This is a genomic window from Lacimicrobium sp. SS2-24, assembly GCF_002201535.1.
GTDB lineage: Bacteria > Pseudomonadota > Gammaproteobacteria > Enterobacterales > Alteromonadaceae > Lacimicrobium.
In genome coordinates, this window is record NZ_NIWW01000001.1 from 760,895 (window position 1) to 778,294 (window position 17,400).

Sequence of the window (17,400 nt, forward strand, 5' to 3'; positions counted from 1 at the left end):
CAGTTGAAAGCCTGATCGCGCGCCAGGACATAACGTTGCAGAGCCGGTTCAGATTGGCCTGTCAGATTCTCTGCAGCGCTGCGTTTAAAGGCCGTTCGCTTTTTGCGGTGGCAGGTGAATACAGGAGATGAGTGTGTTCTTGGAAGATAGCGTTATTCCTCAGCAAGCCGACAAAGGTACCGGGACAAGCCCGGCACCACGGTTAACACTATCTATCTCCTCCCCCCTGGCGCCTCTCACCTCACACAATGATGTTTAACTTCAGCCTTAAACGGTTACGGGAAAGTCATCAGGGCGCCTGGATTGCCCTGGACTTTTTTATGCTGGGGCTGCTGGTGCTGAATCTCGGGCTCATTCTCTTTGACTCGCTCTACGCCACCGATCTGATTCGCCAGAATCTCAATCAACTCTCACCGGCACTACTGGAGTGGTACAAGCCCATTCATGCCAACTTCATTCTGATTGACCTGGTGTTTGTGGCCATATTTTTAACCGAGTTTGTTGTGCGCTGGTTTGTGGCGGTGCGCAACAAAGACTACCTGCGCTGGTATTTCTACCCGTTTATCCATTGGTACGATCTGGTGGGCTGTATTCCTGTGGGGGGCGCACGATTTTTACGCTTCCTGCGTGTGTTTTCCATTATCTACAGGCTGCAGAAATACCAGATTATTGATATTCGACAGAGCGCCCCATACCGCTTTATCGCCTTTTACTACGATGTATTTGTGGAAGAACTCAGCGATCGCATCGTCGCTAAAGTGCTGACTGACGCCCAGGAAGATCTTCGCCGTGGCTCACCTTTGCTGGATGAAATCAGTACTCAGGTGCTGGCCACCCGCAAACCCATTGTCTGCAACTGGATTGCCTCGCTGGCCGTGCACTCAGGCCATACCATCGAAGATATGCAGGTGGGCACGACCTTACGTGAACACGTCAGAGACAGCGTTGGTCGGGCAGTGCGCAATAACAAACAGGTCTCCACCCTGAAGATGGTGCCGGTTGTAGGCAGCGGCATTGAAAAGCTGCTTGAAAACGCCGTTACCGATATTGTCATTCAGTCAGTGATCAACCTGCTATTAGACGTGACACCGGAAAAAATAGACAGTTTAATCAGCCATGGCCTGCCCGATAACAGTGAAGAAGAACGGCTGGATCAGGAAATGATCAACGTGGTGGATGAATGCCTTGAACTGCTCAAAAGCCATGTTTCCCACCAGAACTGGAAAACACGGCTTTAATGAGTGAGGGGTAAAAAGACAGGTGTGAGGAAAAGCACCTGAGCTCTCCTGCTCCTCGCATCTTTTGCACTGTATCCGCTGTGTCTTTTCGGCAATAAACTGTTGCGAAAAAAAGAATTAATGGCACTGGATATCCGCCTTCGCGGATATGACTCAAGGTAAAAATGGCGACAACGCAGATAAGCTAAGACGCTGTCATTACCGCATGTGGTTGGCGGCAATCCGGTGACCTTTGTATAATGAGGAGTCAGGAGCATTCACTCTTTGCCCCTTTCTCCTCACTCTATTACCGGAATAGCACTTTCTCGCGGTTAAACCAGAAAATGCTGAAGGCGATAAACGCGCCGGCGATAGCCACCGTGGAGGCAAAAATGGCAATCAGGGCGTAGTAATCCATCGTCCCTTTAATCAGCTCTTTGATCGCCAGTGCCACATTAGTGATGGGCACCCAGGCCCAGCCGCCATCCAGGTCTACACCCGGTAAGGTGGCCAGAATGATGGGCATAATCACCACAAACACCACCGCCCCCATGTAACTTTGTGCTTCTTTAAAGCTGCGCGCATACACCGAGAGGCTCAGCAGCAAGGATGCAAATATCGCCGCGATGGGGATCAGCATCAGAAACATCAATACAAAGTCGATGGCACCGATTGAGGCCATAAACTCGCTCACAAAGGTGATGGCCATCCCCTGCCCTAACACCAGCCCCCAGATCGCCATACTGGCAACGGTAATCAGCGCCGAAGTGACGCCGGCCAGGGCAATGGTGAAAAATTTTCCCAACACCAGATGATGACGCTCGATGGGCGATATCAGCAGAGTTTCCAGGGTGCCGCGCTCTTTTTCCCCAGCGCCCATATCAGTAGCGGGGTACATGGCGCCCTGAAGACACAATATAAACAGGATATAGGGCACCAGACCGCCCACTTTCTCACCCCAGTTTTCTCGTTTATCGGCCACATCCTGTTTGTCGATCACCACCGGCTCCAATAGCGCATCCTGCTGCAAATCAGCAAGCCCCAGCTCAGAGAAAGCCTGCTTGCGCTTGCGGGCAATTTCTTCATCGATGATTTTATTAAGGCGCTGCTGAATCATATTCAGCCCGGCGTCATTCAACACCAGCTCCACTTTCGCCTGACCGCCCTCTAACAAGGGTTTGGCGTAGTTATCCGGAATGCGCAGGGCAAAATCCAGAGTCTCAGCACGAATGGCTGCAACCAGCTCTTCATCTGCAGTAGTCTCAATGAGCTTAAAGTCATCGCTTTCACGCAGCGCATCGGCAATCTGCGGGGCATATTGCGCGCCCACGATGCTGTACTTGAGCACTTTACTCTGGGCTTCATCCATGGCTTTGCTGGTAAAAAATCCCACGACACCAATGATCAGTGGAAACAGCAAAATAGGCATGGCAATCATAAAAAACAGGGTCTTGCGATCCCGCAATAGTTCCATCAGCTCTTTACGAAACACTAACCACATATCAGTGCGCTCCTTGTTCTGTGAGGGTAGCCATAAAGGATTCGTGCATGGAGCCGGTAGACAGGCCTTTAAAATCAGCGAGACTGCCATTGAACCGGGTACGCCCCTTATCAATTACCGTTACGCTGTCACACAACTCATCCACCTCGTCCAGGTGATGGGTGGAAAAAATCACCGGAATTCCCTGTTTTTTCAGGCTGCGGATAAAATTCAGTACCGTCTGGGTGGCCATAATATCGAGGCCCGTGGTGGGCTCATCAAGAATAACGGCTTCGGGCTGGTGGATGACCGCCCGGGCTATGGACACTTTCTGCTTCATGCCCGTGGAATAGCCTTCACACCTGCGGTCAAGAAAGCTGTGCATGTCGAGTAAATCAGCCAGCTCGTCAATACGCTTACCGATGTCGTCCTCACTGACTCCGTGAAGACGACCAAAGTAGCTGATATTTTCGCGCCCGCTTAATCGGCCGTACAGTCCGGTCGAGCCTGACAAAAAACCGAGTTTACGGCGTGCCTGAATCGGATTGGCCAGCACGTCTACCCCTTTCACCATCAGACTGCCCGCACTTGGCTTAATGGCAGTAGAGAGCATGCGCAATGTTGTGGTTTTACCGGCGCCATTGGGGCCCAGCAAGCCCAGCACCTGCCCGGCTTCACAACTAAAACTCACATCTTCCACAGAATGAAAAAAGCGCCCTTTCAGACGAGGATCTTTTTTCTCCTGCTCACTGAGTTTTTTCGGGTTGGCTACCGCAAACTTTTTCGCTAGTCCGTTTATCTCTATCATTATTATGTATTCCATTGATTTATCGCATAAACCGCCAGGTACAAATTACCTTTATAGTGCGGGTTTTTTCAAACAAAATTTGTAACAATGTCCCTCCAAGCGTCAGCATATTGATAAACAAGGAGTTTGAATGCGCGATATTACCAATCCATTACAGGCCTGTCGTGACGTACTATTTCGTCCCAATCCGGTATTTGCCCGCCTGGCGAGTGCCAATAACTGGTCCTGGGTGCCTTTCTTTTTACTGGTAATCATCAGCACACTGCCGGCCTATGCATACTTTTCCAGTGTCGATATCAACTGGTATCAGGACATGATCATCAATCAGACCATGGCAGATGTCAGCCCAGCTGAGAAAGATGTCGCTCGCAGCGGAATGACCCGGTCCAATATGATAACCCTGACATTGCTGTTTGCAGCTATTGGCATGATTCTCGTCAATGCAGTGCTGGCGCTGTACCTGAACCTGATGACCAGAATGGATTCTGAAAACGTGCACAGTTACGGTGACTGGTATGGCATGACCTGGTGGGTAGCCCTGCCTGGCGTCATTGGCGCGGTGCTCAGTCTGCTGGTGATCTCTTTCAGTTCCACCGATCAGCTTCCGCCGGAGGCGCTCAATGTCACCTCACTGGCCTATTGGCTGAATCTGCCGATGAGTTCTGACTGGTACAGTCTTTTGCAGAGTGTTCGACTGGAAAGCTTCTGGACGATTTACTTACTGGCAGCGGGGATCAGTCAGTGGACGCGAATCAAATCTAACAATAGCTGGCTGATTGCCGCCTTCCCCTATTTGCTGGTATGGAGCATTTGGGCGATCTCGGCGGCCATCTGATTCGCCTCAGCGGGCACGGCGTTTGGGCATAAAATAGGCGCGATTCTGATAGAAATCCGGCTGCTGATTGGCCTGCCACCAGCCGGGCACCCCCAATAGTGGCAAGGGATGAAGATGGCCTTTCTGGGCCAGACAGTTTTCTTCTGTTAAACGTTCTTGCAATGCACTATCCAGCATGGTCAGCTGTTCCGACAAGCTACAGGAAGCCTCAAAAAAGTGCGCCGCCACCTGTACCCCCAGCCACTTGCCTGTCAGGCCGATATAGGGGTTGAGCAGCATCTCATCATTGGCATGACCAAAATTAAATGCCTGCACCGTTTTCCCCCATTGCTGGCGATGAGTAACAAATCCCTGATGCCACTGGTGATCCGCCAATAACGCCGGGACCAGGGCGTCACTGTATGCCAGGACCACGCCGCATTCATCAAAATGAGTGATTCTGTCACGCCTGGGTGTACGCCGATTGGCACCGTGGGTATCTATGTCTTGCATATGCAGCCCATTCAAAGCCGCTTTTGCTTTTGGAAACTGACGCCAGATCAGGGCGTTAAATAAGTCATGCCAGTTGCGGGTACGGGTCGGAACCTGCCGGTACTGAGCAATAAAGGCTTCATAGCTCAGTCCGCCCATATCCAGACTATCCTGTGCCACAAACCGATGTGGCACGGCGCTGTCCTGATTAAGCCACTCACAATCCGGCCATGTGTCCAGCGCCTGGATGTTAAATAACCTCTGTAGTCGCGCCAGCGGCTCTCGGTTGAATACCTCTGTTTGCCATCGCGTTGGCAGCGTGTTGCTGAAACGACGGGAGCCATCACGGTGACTGGTCTTGTTCTGTGGTTTGTCTGACGGTTGTATCACAGCTGGTGTCTGGTCTTCATGGTGTTATTTTCCTATACTGGCGCGGAGTTTATAACAATAAAAGCGCTGTAACCAAACCGCCATTGTTTGGCAGGTACAGCAACAGGCACCGAGGACGACGGCGGTATGCATATGCAACGGCCAATGTCCGGACAACGAGAGAATGCTATGAAAATTAAATTGCTAGGTGCAGCGATCGTTCCGCTGTTATACACCCTGGGGTGCACCAGTACAGACGCGCCCAGAAACAACTTTCAACAGGTCTATGACCAGATTAAAGCCAAAGATCTGGCTCAGCACACCAAAGTATTGTCTTCCGATGAGTTTGAAGGACGTCTTCCGACAACCGTGGGCGAGGAAAAAACCCTGGATTACCTGGTGAGTGAATTTAAACGCCTGGGCCTGCAACCCGGCAATGGCGACAGCTTTTTCCAGCCCGTTAAATTACTGGAAATCACCGCCGATCCTGACATGACCATGCAATTGGGCAGCCAGACTCTGAACTACAAAACCGATATGGTTGCCGGTACCCGCCAGGAACAGGAAAAGGTCAGCCTGAATGACTCCGAACTGGTGTTTGTAGGCTATGGTGTGAACGCCCCTGAGTATGGCTGGAACGATTACGCCGGCCTGGATGTAAAAGGCAAAACCGTGGTCATTCTGGTCAATGATCCGGGCTTTGAAAACCCTGACAGCGGCAAGTTCCAGGGAACCACCATGACTTACTACGGACGCTGGACCTACAAGTATGAAGAGGCGAGCCGTCAGGGTGCTGAAGGAGCCATTATCGTCCATGAGACGGCCCCGGCTTCCTATGGCTGGTCTGTGGTTGCCAACAGCTGGAGTGGTCCGCAATATGGACTGGTCACCGATAACGGCAATGCCGATCGGGTAGCAGTAGAAGGCTGGATCACCTTAGATGCCGCACAAAAACTGTTCGCCGAGGCGGGCAAAGACTTTGCCCAAATGAAAGCGAAAGCCCTGCAAGGCCCTACTGCCGAAGCACTGGGCTTAAACGTATCGGTCGAGGTTAACAGCACGCTGAAGCGTTCAGAGAGTCAGAATGTGATTGCCACCCTGCCGGGTCGTGAGCATGCTGACGAGCACATTATCTATACGGCGCACTGGGATCATTTAGGCAAAGATGAAAGCCTCGAAGGCGATCAGATATACAACGGTGCCCATGACAATGCGACCGGCACCGCAGCGCTGCTGACTATGGCCAAAGCCTTCTCCAATCTGAATCAACGGCCCAAGCGCTCGGTCACTTTCCTGGCCGTAACGGCTGAGGAACAAGGCTTGCTGGGTTCAGCCTATTATGCCGAACATCCGGTGATTGCTTTAGACAAAACCGTTGCCAACCTGAACATGGATGCCATGAATATTCTTGGGCGGACCAAAGATGTGGCGGTCGTTGGACAGGGCAAATCCGAACTTGAGGATTACCTGCAAAAAGCAGTAAAACGCCAGGGCCGTTATCTGACGGGTGAAGACAGACCGGAAGCGGGTTATTACTATCGCTCTGATCACTTCAGCCTGGCTAAAAAAGGCGTTCCGGCGTTGTATGCCAAAGGCGGCACCGAAGCCTGGGATGAAGATACTGCGCGCTACCGTAAGCGTACTCAGGTGATCACCCGTGGATGCTACCATCAGGTCTGCGACCAGTTCCGCGAAAACTGGGATTTCCGCGGCGTACAGCAGGATACCCGCATGTTCTTTGAAGTGGGTTTTGACATTGCCAACAGCGATGACTGGCCTGCCTGGAATCCAACCAGCGAATTCCAGCGCTGATCTATCAGTGAGGAGTAAGGGGAGAGGTGCAAGGAGCCTCACCACCTTTCTCCTCACCTTCCCTGCTCTCTCCTATCCCTTCACTTCTTACTATCTTATTCCTTAATCGGTAACTTTATTACACAATCATCTTGCATTTTTTGACAGGGCTGGCATTGTCTGGATTGAAAGGAATGTTTCGTAAAACCCCCTTTCACGGAATTTTTTTGCTAAAGAGCTGTTTTTTCACAATTTAGTAACTCATTCCAGACCATTTTCAATGAAAATGCAAAACAGATATCCTCCGATATCAGGCTGCACAGCAACGTCTGTGCGAGCCAGACACTTTATTAATCAGCCAGGAGAGACCCTTATTTATGTGCGGTATATTCGGTATTCTTGACATCAAAACGGATGTCACCGAGCTACGCTCCAAAGCCTTGGAGCTGTCCAAGTTATTACGCCATCGTGGCCCCGACTGGTCAGGGATCTGGAATAATAATAATACGATCCTTTGCCATGAACGTCTGGCTATTGTCGATTTGGATAATGGCGCACAACCGCTGATAAGTACCGATAATAATCAAATCCTGGCCGTAAATGGCGAAATCTACAATCATAAGCAACTTGAACAGGCCCTGGATACGCCTTACGAGTTTAAGACCCACTCTGATTGCGAAGTGATTCTGCCTTTATATCAGCAAAAAGGTGTTAACTTTATTGACGACCTCAAAGGGATGTTTGCCTTTGTGCTCTATGACCAGGCCGAAGATGCCTACCTGATTGCCCGCGATCATATCGGTATTATTCCCCTTTACACCGGTTACGATGAACACGGCAATTTCTATGTGTCATCTGAGCTGAAAGCCCTGTCGCCGGTGTGCAAAACCATCAAGGAGTTTCCTCCGGGTCATTATCTGTGGAGTAAAACCGGGGAACTGAAAAAATACTACCAGCGCGACTGGATGCAGTACGATGCGGTCAAAGACAACACCACGAATCTTGAAGATCTGAAAGTTGCCTTTGAAAAAGCCGTAAAGTCACATCTGATGTCTGATGTGCCCTACGCGGTTTTGCTTTCAGGCGGCCTCGACTCCTCTCTGGTTTCTGCCATTGCCGCTAAATATGCCGCAAAACGGGTAGAAGATGAGGATCAATCAGAGGCCTGGTGGCCACGCTTACACTCCTTTGCTGTTGGTCTGGAAGGCGCACCGGATTTACTCGCGGCGCGTAAAGTCGCCGACATGATTGGCACCGTACATCATGAAATTCACTTCACCATTCAGGAAGGTCTGGATGCGATCAAGGATGTGATTTACAACCTTGAAACCTACGATGTCACCACCATTCGGGCGGCCACGCCCATGTACCTGATGTCGCGTAAAATCAAAGCCATGGGCATCAAGATGGTGCTTTCCGGCGAAGGTTCAGATGAAATTTTTGGTGGCTACCTGTATTTCCACAAGGCCCCCAACGCCAAAGAGCTGCACGAAGAAACCGTGCGCAAACTGGATCGCCTGCACATGTTTGACTGCCTGCGCGCAAACAAGTCCACGTCGGCATGGGGCGTCGAGGCGCGGGTTCCGTTTTTGGACAAAGACTTTATGGATGTGGCCATGCGCCTTAATCCCAAAGATAAGATGTGTATAGACGGTCGCATGGAAAAGTGGGTACTGCGTAAAGCCTTCGATAATGGCGAATACCTGCCCGCTGAGGTGCTGTGGCGTCAGAAAGAGCAGTTTGGTGACGGTGTGGGTTATTCCTGGATTGACTCTATTAAAGATTACGCCCAGACCCAGGTGACCGACCAACAACTGCAAACCGCTGGGTTCCGCTTCCCGGTCAATACTCCGGATACAAAGGAAGGGTATTTGTTCCGCACCCTGTTTGAACAGCATTTCCCTCAGGAAAGTGCCATCAACTGTGTGCCCGGCGGCAAATCCATCGCCTGTAGCACAGTGGAAGCTCTGGCCTGGGATGAAAGTTTTGCCAGTATGGCCGACCCTTCCGGGCGCTCCATGAAAGGTGTGCATTCAAGCAGCGCCGAGTAAACAATCTGCAGCGACGGCCGTAATACTGTTATGGCCGCCGCTGTTTTACCTTTTTGCTGATTCTACCCCTCCCCTGGCTAACCCTCCGTAAGACAACGCACCCAACGCTCTACAAAAACTCAACAGAGCACTCAAGATCGTACTGACAGAGTCACACGGGTCACAGAGCGGATAACCCGGGCTGACACCACCGATAGCCGTACTCTGTGAAAAAAACGATTGTTCCCCTTCGTGTTCAAAGGCAGAGCACTTGGCTTAATAAGCAATCCCGATTACTCTGTAACACTGCACAGGAGGGTCAGATAATGCACTGGATGTTTTTTATTGTTCACTTGGTCCTTTTTGGTCTGATCGCTCTACTCTGGCTGAAATGGCCCTGGTGCGGATGGTTAGGGTTATTGCCAGCGCTGACTCTGTTGGTGGGTCTTCATGATATGTTTCAGACCCGCCATACCATTTTGCGCAACTTCCCGTTAATTGGACGGGCTCGCTGGATTATGGAATCCCTGCGTCCCTTTGTGCGCCAATATCTGGTCGAATCTGATCTGGATGGCACCCCTATCAGCAGAATGTTTCGCTCCATCGTTTACCAGCGCGCAAAAGGTGTGCTTGACTCTCTGCCCTATGGTACCCGGCTGGATACCTACACTGAGGGCTACGAATGGATAGGTCATTCCATTGCGGCGCTGAACATCAAGCATCTTGATCCACATCCCCGCGTTCTTATCGGCTCAGCCCAATGCACCTTGCCCTACCAGGCAAGCCTGCTAAATATTTCTGCCATGAGTTTCGGTGCCCTGAGCAATCATGCCATTCTGGCACTGAATAAAGGAGCGAAGCTCGGAGGCTTCAGCCATAACACCGGAGAAGGCGCGATTTCTGATTATCACTTGCGTCATGGCGGTGATCTGGTCTGGCAAATCGGTACAGGTTATTTTGGTTGTCGTAACGCCGATGGCAGTTTCAATGCCGAGCATTTCCAGGAAAAAGCCCGCCTCGAACAGGTTAAAATGATCGAAGTGAAATTGTCTCAGGGCGCAAAACCGGGTCATGGTGGCATATTGCCAGCAGGTAAAAACTCAGAAGAAATTGCCCGTATTCGCCTGGTTGAGCCGCATCAGGATGTGATCTCTCCGTCGGCCCACCATGCCTTTTCAACGCCCATTGAGATGCTGGAATTTATTCAGCAGCTCAGGCAACTCAGTGGCGGTAAACCGGTCGGCATAAAACTTTGTGTGGGCCGCCAGAGTGAATTCATGGCCATTTGCAAAGCCATTATCAGAACCGGCATCACCCCGGATTTTATCACTGTAGATGGCGGTGAAGGTGGCACAGGCGCAGCGCCGCTGGAATACAGCAACTCCCTGGGTATGCCCCTGCGTGATGGCATCGCATTTGTGGCGGATTGTTTAACCGGTTTTGGACTGCGCGATGAGATCAAGATTATTGCTTCAGGCAAAATTTTTTCCGCTTTCCATATGATGCGCGCGCTGGCACTGGGTGCGGATCTCTGTAACAGTGCCCGGGGCATGATGCTGGCACTGGGCTGTGTGCAGTCACTGGTGTGCAACACCAATCGCTGCCCCACCGGGATCGCCACTCAGGATAAGCGGTTAATCCGCGGCCTGGATGTTACCGACAAGGGGCAGCGGGTGGCCCGCTACCATAAAGAAACCCTGCATGCTGCCGTTGACATGGCCTCCTCATGTGGTCTTAAAAGCCCTGGACTCATCACCCGCAGTCACGTCTTTCGCCGGGTTGATCATCAGCATGCACTGCGCTTCGATCAGTTATACCCCTCACCAAAATCAGGCAGCTTTCTCAGCAAGCCCTACCCGGAAGCCTTTTCTACTTATTTGCAGGAAGCCTGTGCAGAACAATTTATGCCAGAGGCATATCTAAGCCACTAAAACTGTACAGTCGATGTGCCTTCGTCTGTGCGTGAAGGCTGGGCGCCAGGTATGCCTTAAGGTATAATCAGCGCCATGAAATGGCATGGCACTGCATTGCTTGAAATCAGGCGTGGCCATCCCCAATAAGCGTTTGTTATTGACTGTGTTGGAGTTGTTAATGGATACCCGTTTTGATGAGCTGCTGGACTTTCCCTGTTACCAGACCTTTAAGGTGCTGGGCATTGCCCATGAGCAGTTGCCCGAACAAGTGGTATCCTGTCTTCAGGAGCACGCCCCTGACGATTACAACCCCAATATTCGTCCCAGCAGTAAGGGCAACTATCACTCCGTTTCCATAGATGTGAAAGTGACCAGCAAAGAGCACATGGAAACCATCTACATCGAACTGGGCAAACTGGAATTGGTGCGGGTGGTACTCTAAGCCGTGTCACCACCGCTGATTGTTCGCCAACTGGGCCGCCAGGACTATCAACCCATATGGCAGGCCATGCAGAATTTTACCGATAACCGTACCCTGGATACGGCCGATGAATTGTGGCTGGTAGAACATAACCCGGTGTTTACCCAGGGACAGGCCGGAAAAGAAGAGCATCTGCTGGCGCCCGGAGATATACCGGTGGTCAAGGTCGATCGGGGTGGGCAGGTTACCTATCATGGTCCCGGTCAACAAATGCTCTATGTACTGCTGAACCTCAAGCGGCGCAAGATTGGCGTGCGAGATCTGGTAACGGCACTGGAGCAGGCGGTAGTGGAGGCTTTGCAGCCATTCGCCATTGATGCCTACCCCAAAGCCGATGCCCCCGGAGTCTATGTGGACGGTAAAAAAATCTGTTCAGTGGGACTGCGTATCCGCAAAGGCTGCTCTTTTCATGGCCTTGCGCTGAACGTCAATATGGATTTATCCCCCTTTGCCCGGATCAATCCGTGCGGCTATGCCGGACTTGAAATGGTACACTCTGCCGCGCTAGGCGGTCCGGAAAATCTGGCCGAGGCAGGTCAGCAGTTGATTGCAGCGTTCTGCCGTCAGTTAGAAATTGAACACACAGAGTATCGAGAAGGTTTTGATGACTAAAGCACGCGTTCAGGCGGGGGTAAAACTTCGCGACGAAGACAAGGTAAAACACATTCCCGTAACCATCGTTCCAACCGAGCGGGAAGAAATGCTGCGCAAACCTGAGTGGATCAAGATCAAACTACCCCGCTCTACGGAACGGGTGGATCAGATCAAACAAACCCTGCGCAAAAACGGTCTTTATTCAGTGTGTGAGGAAGCCAGTTGTCCGAACCTCTCCGAGTGCTTTAATCACGGCACCGCCACCTTTATGATTCTGGGTGACATCTGTACACGTCGCTGCCCGTTCTGTGACGTGGCTCATGGTAAGCCGTTGCCTCCCAGTGCTGAAGAACCTGAAAAGCTGGCAAAAACCATCGCCGAGATGCAATTAAAATATGTGGTGATCACATCGGTGGATCGCGATGACTTGCGTGATGGCGGTGCACAGCATTTCGTTGACTGTATCAATGCCATTCGCCAGCACAGTCCGGCCACCAAAATTGAAGTGCTGGTACCGGATTTTCGCGGCCGCATGGACCGGGCCCTGGAGATCTTCAAAAACGGCGTTCCTGATGTGTTTAATCACAATCTGGAAACCATTCCCCGGCTTTATCGTGAGTGTCGTCCCGGTGCCAACTATAAATGGTCACTGGAACTGCTTAAGAAATTCAAACAACAGCATCCGGATATCCTGACCAAGTCTGGCCTGATGATGGGCATGGGCGAAGATCAGCAGGAAATGGAAGTGGTGCTCAAAGATTTGCGCGATCATGATGTCGATATGCTGACCCTGGGACAATACCTGCAGCCCAGCCGCCATCACTTCCCGGTGAAGCGCTATGTCCATCCGAGTGAGTTTGATGCACTGCGTGAACGCGCTTATGAATTAGGCTTTACTCATGCTGCCTGTGGTCCACTGGTGCGCTCCAGCTATCACGCCGACCGCCAGGCCGCCGGCGACGAAGTCAAGTAGGCCTTGCATCTTTAATACGAAAAAGCCCGGCATCTGCCGGGCTTTTTATTGCTTTAGCGTTTCTGATAAGTGATTAGTTATTGGGCCACTGCGCCCAATTTGCACAATGACTGCCCTTATCTCTTCCGGTCGGCTCACGCAGTTGTCCTCCGTAGATGGCATTCATAATCGCCCGTGGATGCGCCACCAATTCGCCTTTCTTGCGTGCGATCATGCCAAAGTGGGCCATAGAGAAACCGTGCCCCATTTCGTGAATAGCGACAGTCGGAAAATCAATGGTGCCATCGGGCGCGATTTCAGCATCTGACCATTCAAAATCATCGTTGTAGTAGATTTCACGAACCGCCACATCCGCTTTACCATTAGTATCAATGTCGGTGAGATTGCCACTACCATCTACCCAACTGAGTGTAAATGCAACGCCAAGTACATTAGTGTTTGCCGCAAAATAGGGAAAATCTGCGCCTCCCAGAAAACCCACCTGGGTAACGTCCGCCTCGGTGAGGCTGAGATCAATGATCCCCGTATTAAAAAACTTCTGAACAAGTCCTTGTGATACCGGATCCACGGCATTTTCCACCAACATCATATTAGAGCAACCCTGAGCATCCCAGGTATCTACAGCAAGCCGCATACTGCCAACTTCGTCCGATACATTTACATCATCAGTCAGGTTTCCTGTTTTAATCCCGTAATGAACCCCAGGACCGGTTCTCCAGCTTGAACGAGGATCATCGTAAACGAAATCCTGGGTCAACTGTCCGTTACCCAAATCTTTACGCAGAATTTCGATACCGCCTGCCATTCCATTTTCACCGGTTGTTAAAAACTCAATCGTGGTCATCACAACACGATGGTCAGAGAAGTCATTTGCCATCAGAGGCGCAGCGGTCAGTGCACAGGTTGTCAGCAGGCCGGGTAAGACTAATTTTTTCATTTGTGGTTCCTCTTTAATTATCTAAATGCCTGTCCGGAACTACTGTTATGATAGGTTAATCATCTCATCAGGACTTAAAGAGCATAGTTAGCTTTAGGAAAGGTGCAATCCTTTCCCGGAAAGTGCCTTTTTGTAGTCTTTTCTGCTGAACACTACTGACGTTTCACAATACCCCTGGTTTGAACAGGAGTCTTTTCCTATGTGATTGAAAACACAATAATACTTATAGATAAGTTCGAGCCAGGTACAGTAGTTTGTCGGCAAGTTCACTTGACAGGCACCGGTACGCTGAACCTTGCCTCTTTGCATGTTCGTCATAAAAGCATCACCGTATCGTCATCTGTCAGTCATCGGTCTGCAATCTATCCCGACGTATCCTTGTGGGATCACATAACACAAGGAAAACACTATGAAATTCAAACACTCACTGCTCGCCCTGTCATTAATGACCGTACTGGGCGGTTGTGCCCTTGAGGGCGATGATGGAGAACAGGGTGCACAGGGCCCAAGCGGACAACAGGGTCCCACTGGCGAGCAAGGGCCTGCGGGTGAAACGGGTAAGGGACTGCCCCGTGACCTGCGTATCGACGTGGTGGGACGTTTTGCCACCGGCGTTTACGGTAAATCTGCAGCAGAAATTGTTCAGTTTCATCGTACCTCATCTTCTGCCTTTGCCATTAATGCCGACGCCAATCAGATTGAGGTGATTTCACTGGCTGCGATTCCTACTTCCGCCGTGGGTAATCCGTTAAATGATGAGAGCCTCTCTTCTGTGGCCTTTACCTTTCCTGCCAGTGTCAGTGTGGCCAACAGTGAGGGGACCACCTCGGAACTGGCCCTGGGTGAGGCTAACTCTCTTGCCATTAGTGGCGATATGTTGGCCATCGCCGTTGCCGGTGCTGAGAAAACTGCCACTGGTGCCGTCTTGTTTTATCAGTTGGATGCCTTAGGTGAAGGCACCTTTATCAAGGCTGTCGCCGCCGGTGCCCTGCCCGACATGATCACATTTACCCACGATGGCACTACCGTGCTGGTAGCCAATGAGGGAGAGCCCGACACCGATTACGCAGTCGATCCTGAAGGCTCTGTTTCTGTGATCGCGGTCAATGACGGTGTGCCTGCTGACCTGGCACAGACCATTAATCTGACAACGGATATGATCTTCAGTAGCGATCTGCTGGACAGTGAAGACTACGACACCGAGGCCGAAAGACGGGCCTTACTGAATCAGGCGGGCGTTAAATTTGCCGGCCCGGATGGTACCACCGTCGCTCAGGATCTGGAGCCAGAGTACATCACGGTAGATGCTGACAATCACAGAGCCTTTGTCTCTTTGCAGGACAATAATGCCATTGGCATTCTCGATCTTGAAAACATGACCATCGAAGTCAAAGCGCTGGGTTTCAAAGACTGGGCGGACTATGACATTGACTTTACCAACAAGGATGAAGTTCCCGCATTTCGCCGCTTGCCCGGGGTATACGGCATGTATCAGCCCGACTCCATCGCCGCGTATCAGTGGAATGGTGCCACATTTATTGTGTCTGCCAACGAAGGGGACTCGCGGGACTGGGATGCCTATTCCGAAGAAGTTCGGGTCAAAGACATCATCGATCCGGATGAACTGAATATGCAACTCTCCACATCCTTGCAGGCCCTTTATGATGAAACCGGCGGTGATGATGGCCTGGGTCGACTGAAAGTTACCACGGTGCTGGGTGATGCTGACCAGGACGGTGTGTATGAAGCACTGTATGCCTATGGCGCCCGCTCTTTCTCTATCTGGGATCAGAATATCAATCTGGTCTATGACTCCGGGGATGAATTTGAAAAAATCACCGCAGCAGTGCTGGGCAATGATTTCAATAGCGCCCATACCGAGAACAAAGGGGATAACCGCTCAGATGACAAAGGCGGTGAACCCGAAGCCATTGATGTGGGCGAGATTGAAGGCCGCACTTATGCGTTTATCGGCCAGGAACGCTCCGGTGATCTGTTTGTGTATGACGTCACCAACCCATTCCAGGCCACCTTTGTCAGCCACTACAACAACCGGGACTTCAATCTTTCCTTTGAGCTGGATGATGACCTGGCTGACCCCTGCGACGAAGCAGAAGGCATGGATTGCGAGCAGGTTGCCAATGCCGGCGACCTGGGTCCGGAAAGCATAAAGTTTGTGTCTGCCGACAACAGTCCCAATGGTAATGCCTTGTTGTTGATTGGCAACGAAGTCAGCGGCACCGTCACTGTCTATCAGGTGACTGAAGTCGAGTAAGCCCCCCTGACAGAGGCTGCATAAGCGGCCTCTGTCTCCTCAGCACGAAAAATATATGCTACTCTCATGGCTTCGTCGCCACTTCACTTTGTTTCCCGATTTTGACAGCACAACCTCCTTATAAAAACACTCCAAAGGGTTTTACCCAACGCACCGCTCAGGGCATATTAAACCTGACTGGCTGGCAGCTTTCCCCGTTTCCCGAGCTTAATCAGGCTGTGGTGGTGGGCGGTCCGCACACATCCAACTGGGATGGCATACTCGGTATTCTCTCTGCTGCGGCGTTAGGCGTGCACAGTAAAGTCATGATCAAAAGCAATTTGTTTAAGTGGCCCTTAGGCCCTGTACTGAAAAAGCTGGGTGGCATTCCCATCGATCGCAGCAAGAATACCGGCGTGGTAGAACAGGCGGCGAATCTTTTCAGCGAATATCAGAAGCTGGTGTTAATCGTCACCCCTGAAGGTACCCGAACCCGCGCTGCTCGCTGGAAGACCGGCTTTTATCATATTGCCAATACCGCGTGTGTTCCCATTGTGTTAGCCACAGCCGATTATGTGAAAAAACAGGTTTCTTTTCCTCTGGTTCTGCAACCGAGCGGAAACCTGCAAAGCGATCTTGAGACGATGTATGAATGCTTCGCCAGCGTCATCCCCCGCCACCCGCACAAGCTCTCAGCTCCGGTCAGAAGGCTCTGGGACGCAAGACACCACGAAGGGTCATGACTAAACTCAGCAGTGCCATACAGCAGCAGGCCGCTGCGCGCTTACATCAGGCTATTTCCCAGGCAGAGCAATGCTTAGGGATATCTCTGCCAATACCTCTTTTACGCTTTAATCAGCGAGGTCGTATCGCTGGCAGTGCAAGATTGAAAGACTACGAGATTCGTCTGAACCCGGTGCTGTTGGCTGAGAATACCGAGGAGTTCATGCGTGAAGTGATCCCCCATGAACTCTGCCACTTGTTGGTGTGGCGTCTGTATTGTCGGGGCATGCGCACTCGCAGTGTGAAACCCCATGGAAAGGAATGGAAAACATTGATGCGGGATATTTTTGGCCTGCAGGGGAAAGCCTGCCACCAGATGGACATTGACAGTGTACAGGGTCGACAATTCGATTATCGATGCGAGTGCGGGCCGTTAAAGTTAACGATCAGACGCCATAACAACGTACTCAAAGGCGTTCGCTACATTTGCCGGGCCTGCAAGCATCCTCTGCAGGCCCTTTAAA

At 51.3% G+C, this 17,400-nt stretch carries 15 protein-coding genes; 11 read left to right on the top strand and 4 right to left on the bottom strand.

Annotation, left to right across the window (positions count from 1 at the left end; genetic code table 11):
• Positions 1-248 precede the first annotated feature (248 nt).
• Complete coding sequence (locus CCY32_RS03345) at positions 249-1,238, top strand: ion transporter (protein WP_246840513.1); 990 nt, start codon at positions 249-251, stop codon at positions 1,236-1,238.
• A 286-nt stretch (positions 1,239-1,524) separates the two neighbouring features.
• Here the strand turns inward: CCY32_RS03345 and CCY32_RS03350 are convergent, their stop codons facing one another.
• Positions 1,525-2,718 (bottom strand): ABC transporter permease, encoded by a 1,194-nt coding sequence (locus tag CCY32_RS03350; protein ID WP_088329127.1) that lies wholly within the window; start codon positions 2,716-2,718, stop codon positions 1,525-1,527.
• 1 nt (position 2,719) lies between these two features.
• Positions 2,720-3,505, bottom strand: a complete 786-nt coding sequence (locus CCY32_RS03355; protein WP_088329128.1) for an ATP-binding cassette domain-containing protein — start codon at positions 3,503-3,505, stop codon at positions 2,720-2,722.
• Positions 3,506-3,635: 130 nt separating this feature from the next.
• Between CCY32_RS03355 and CCY32_RS03360 the strand changes: the two genes are divergently transcribed.
• The gene (locus CCY32_RS03360) at positions 3,636-4,340 is read left to right on the top strand and encodes a YIP1 family protein (protein ID WP_088329129.1); all 705 of its coding nucleotides are present in this window, start codon (positions 3,636-3,638) and stop codon (positions 4,338-4,340) included.
• 6 nt (positions 4,341-4,346) lie between these two features.
• Here the strand turns inward: CCY32_RS03360 and CCY32_RS03365 are convergent, their stop codons facing one another.
• Positions 4,347-5,201 carry a DUF3025 domain-containing protein gene (locus tag CCY32_RS03365; RefSeq protein ID WP_088329130.1) on the bottom strand — a complete coding sequence of 285 codons (855 nt, stop codon included), beginning with the start codon at positions 5,199-5,201 and terminating at the stop codon, positions 4,347-4,349.
• Positions 5,202-5,369: 168 nt separating this feature from the next.
• On the opposite strand from CCY32_RS03365, the gene CCY32_RS03370 reads away from it, so the two are divergent.
• The 6 genes from CCY32_RS03370 (at position 5,370) to lipA (ending at position 12,962) form a co-directional block, all read left to right on the top strand.
• A complete protein-coding gene (locus CCY32_RS03370; RefSeq protein WP_088329131.1) occupies positions 5,370-6,992 on the top strand; it encodes a M28 family metallopeptidase in 1,623 nt (540 codons plus the stop codon).
• A gap of 356 nt (positions 6,993-7,348) precedes the next feature.
• Positions 7,349-9,022: an asparagine synthase B gene (gene asnB, locus CCY32_RS03375; protein WP_088329132.1), complete on the top strand. Its 1,674-nt coding sequence runs from the start codon at positions 7,349-7,351 to the stop codon at positions 9,020-9,022.
• A gap of 305 nt (positions 9,023-9,327) precedes the next feature.
• A complete protein-coding gene (locus tag CCY32_RS03380; RefSeq protein ID WP_246840514.1) occupies positions 9,328-10,932 on the top strand; it encodes an FMN-binding glutamate synthase family protein in 1,605 nt (534 codons plus the stop codon).
• A 160-nt stretch (positions 10,933-11,092) separates the two neighbouring features.
• Positions 11,093-11,356 carry a DUF493 family protein YbeD gene (ybeD, locus tag CCY32_RS03385; RefSeq protein ID WP_088329254.1) on the top strand — a complete coding sequence of 88 codons (264 nt, stop codon included), beginning with the start codon at positions 11,093-11,095 and terminating at the stop codon, positions 11,354-11,356.
• Between the two features lie 3 nt (positions 11,357-11,359).
• Positions 11,360-12,007 carry a lipoyl(octanoyl) transferase LipB gene (gene lipB / locus CCY32_RS03390; protein ID WP_088329133.1) on the top strand — a complete coding sequence of 216 codons (648 nt, stop codon included), beginning with the start codon at positions 11,360-11,362 and terminating at the stop codon, positions 12,005-12,007.
• The gene (gene lipA / locus CCY32_RS03395) at positions 12,000-12,962 is read left to right on the top strand and encodes a lipoyl synthase (RefSeq protein ID WP_088329134.1); all 963 of its coding nucleotides are present in this window, start codon (positions 12,000-12,002) and stop codon (positions 12,960-12,962) included. Before lipB ends, lipA begins: the two co-directional genes overlap by 8 nt.
• Before the next feature lie 73 nt (positions 12,963-13,035).
• Here lipA and CCY32_RS03400 read toward each other — a convergent pair whose 3' ends face one another.
• On the bottom strand, positions 13,036-13,899 hold the full coding sequence (locus tag CCY32_RS03400; protein ID WP_088329135.1) for a hypothetical protein: 864 nt from the start codon (positions 13,897-13,899) through the stop codon (positions 13,036-13,038).
• 409 nt (positions 13,900-14,308) lie between these two features.
• On the opposite strand from CCY32_RS03400, the gene CCY32_RS03405 reads away from it, so the two are divergent.
• The 3 genes from CCY32_RS03405 to CCY32_RS03415 all read left to right on the top strand — a co-directional run bounded on the left by CCY32_RS03405 (position 14,309) and on the right by CCY32_RS03415 (position 17,399).
• Entirely contained in the window at positions 14,309-16,174 is a 1,866-nt protein-coding gene (locus tag CCY32_RS03405; RefSeq protein WP_088329136.1) for a choice-of-anchor I family protein, read from the top strand.
• Between the two features lie 101 nt (positions 16,175-16,275).
• Positions 16,276-16,896, top strand: a complete 621-nt coding sequence (locus CCY32_RS03410) for a 1-acyl-sn-glycerol-3-phosphate acyltransferase (RefSeq protein ID WP_088329137.1) — start codon at positions 16,276-16,278, stop codon at positions 16,894-16,896.
• Entirely contained in the window at positions 16,893-17,399 is a 507-nt protein-coding gene (locus CCY32_RS03415; protein ID WP_088329138.1) for a SprT family zinc-dependent metalloprotease, read from the top strand. Before CCY32_RS03410 ends, CCY32_RS03415 begins: the two co-directional genes overlap by 4 nt.
• The last annotated feature ends 1 nt before the right edge of the window (position 17,400 follow it).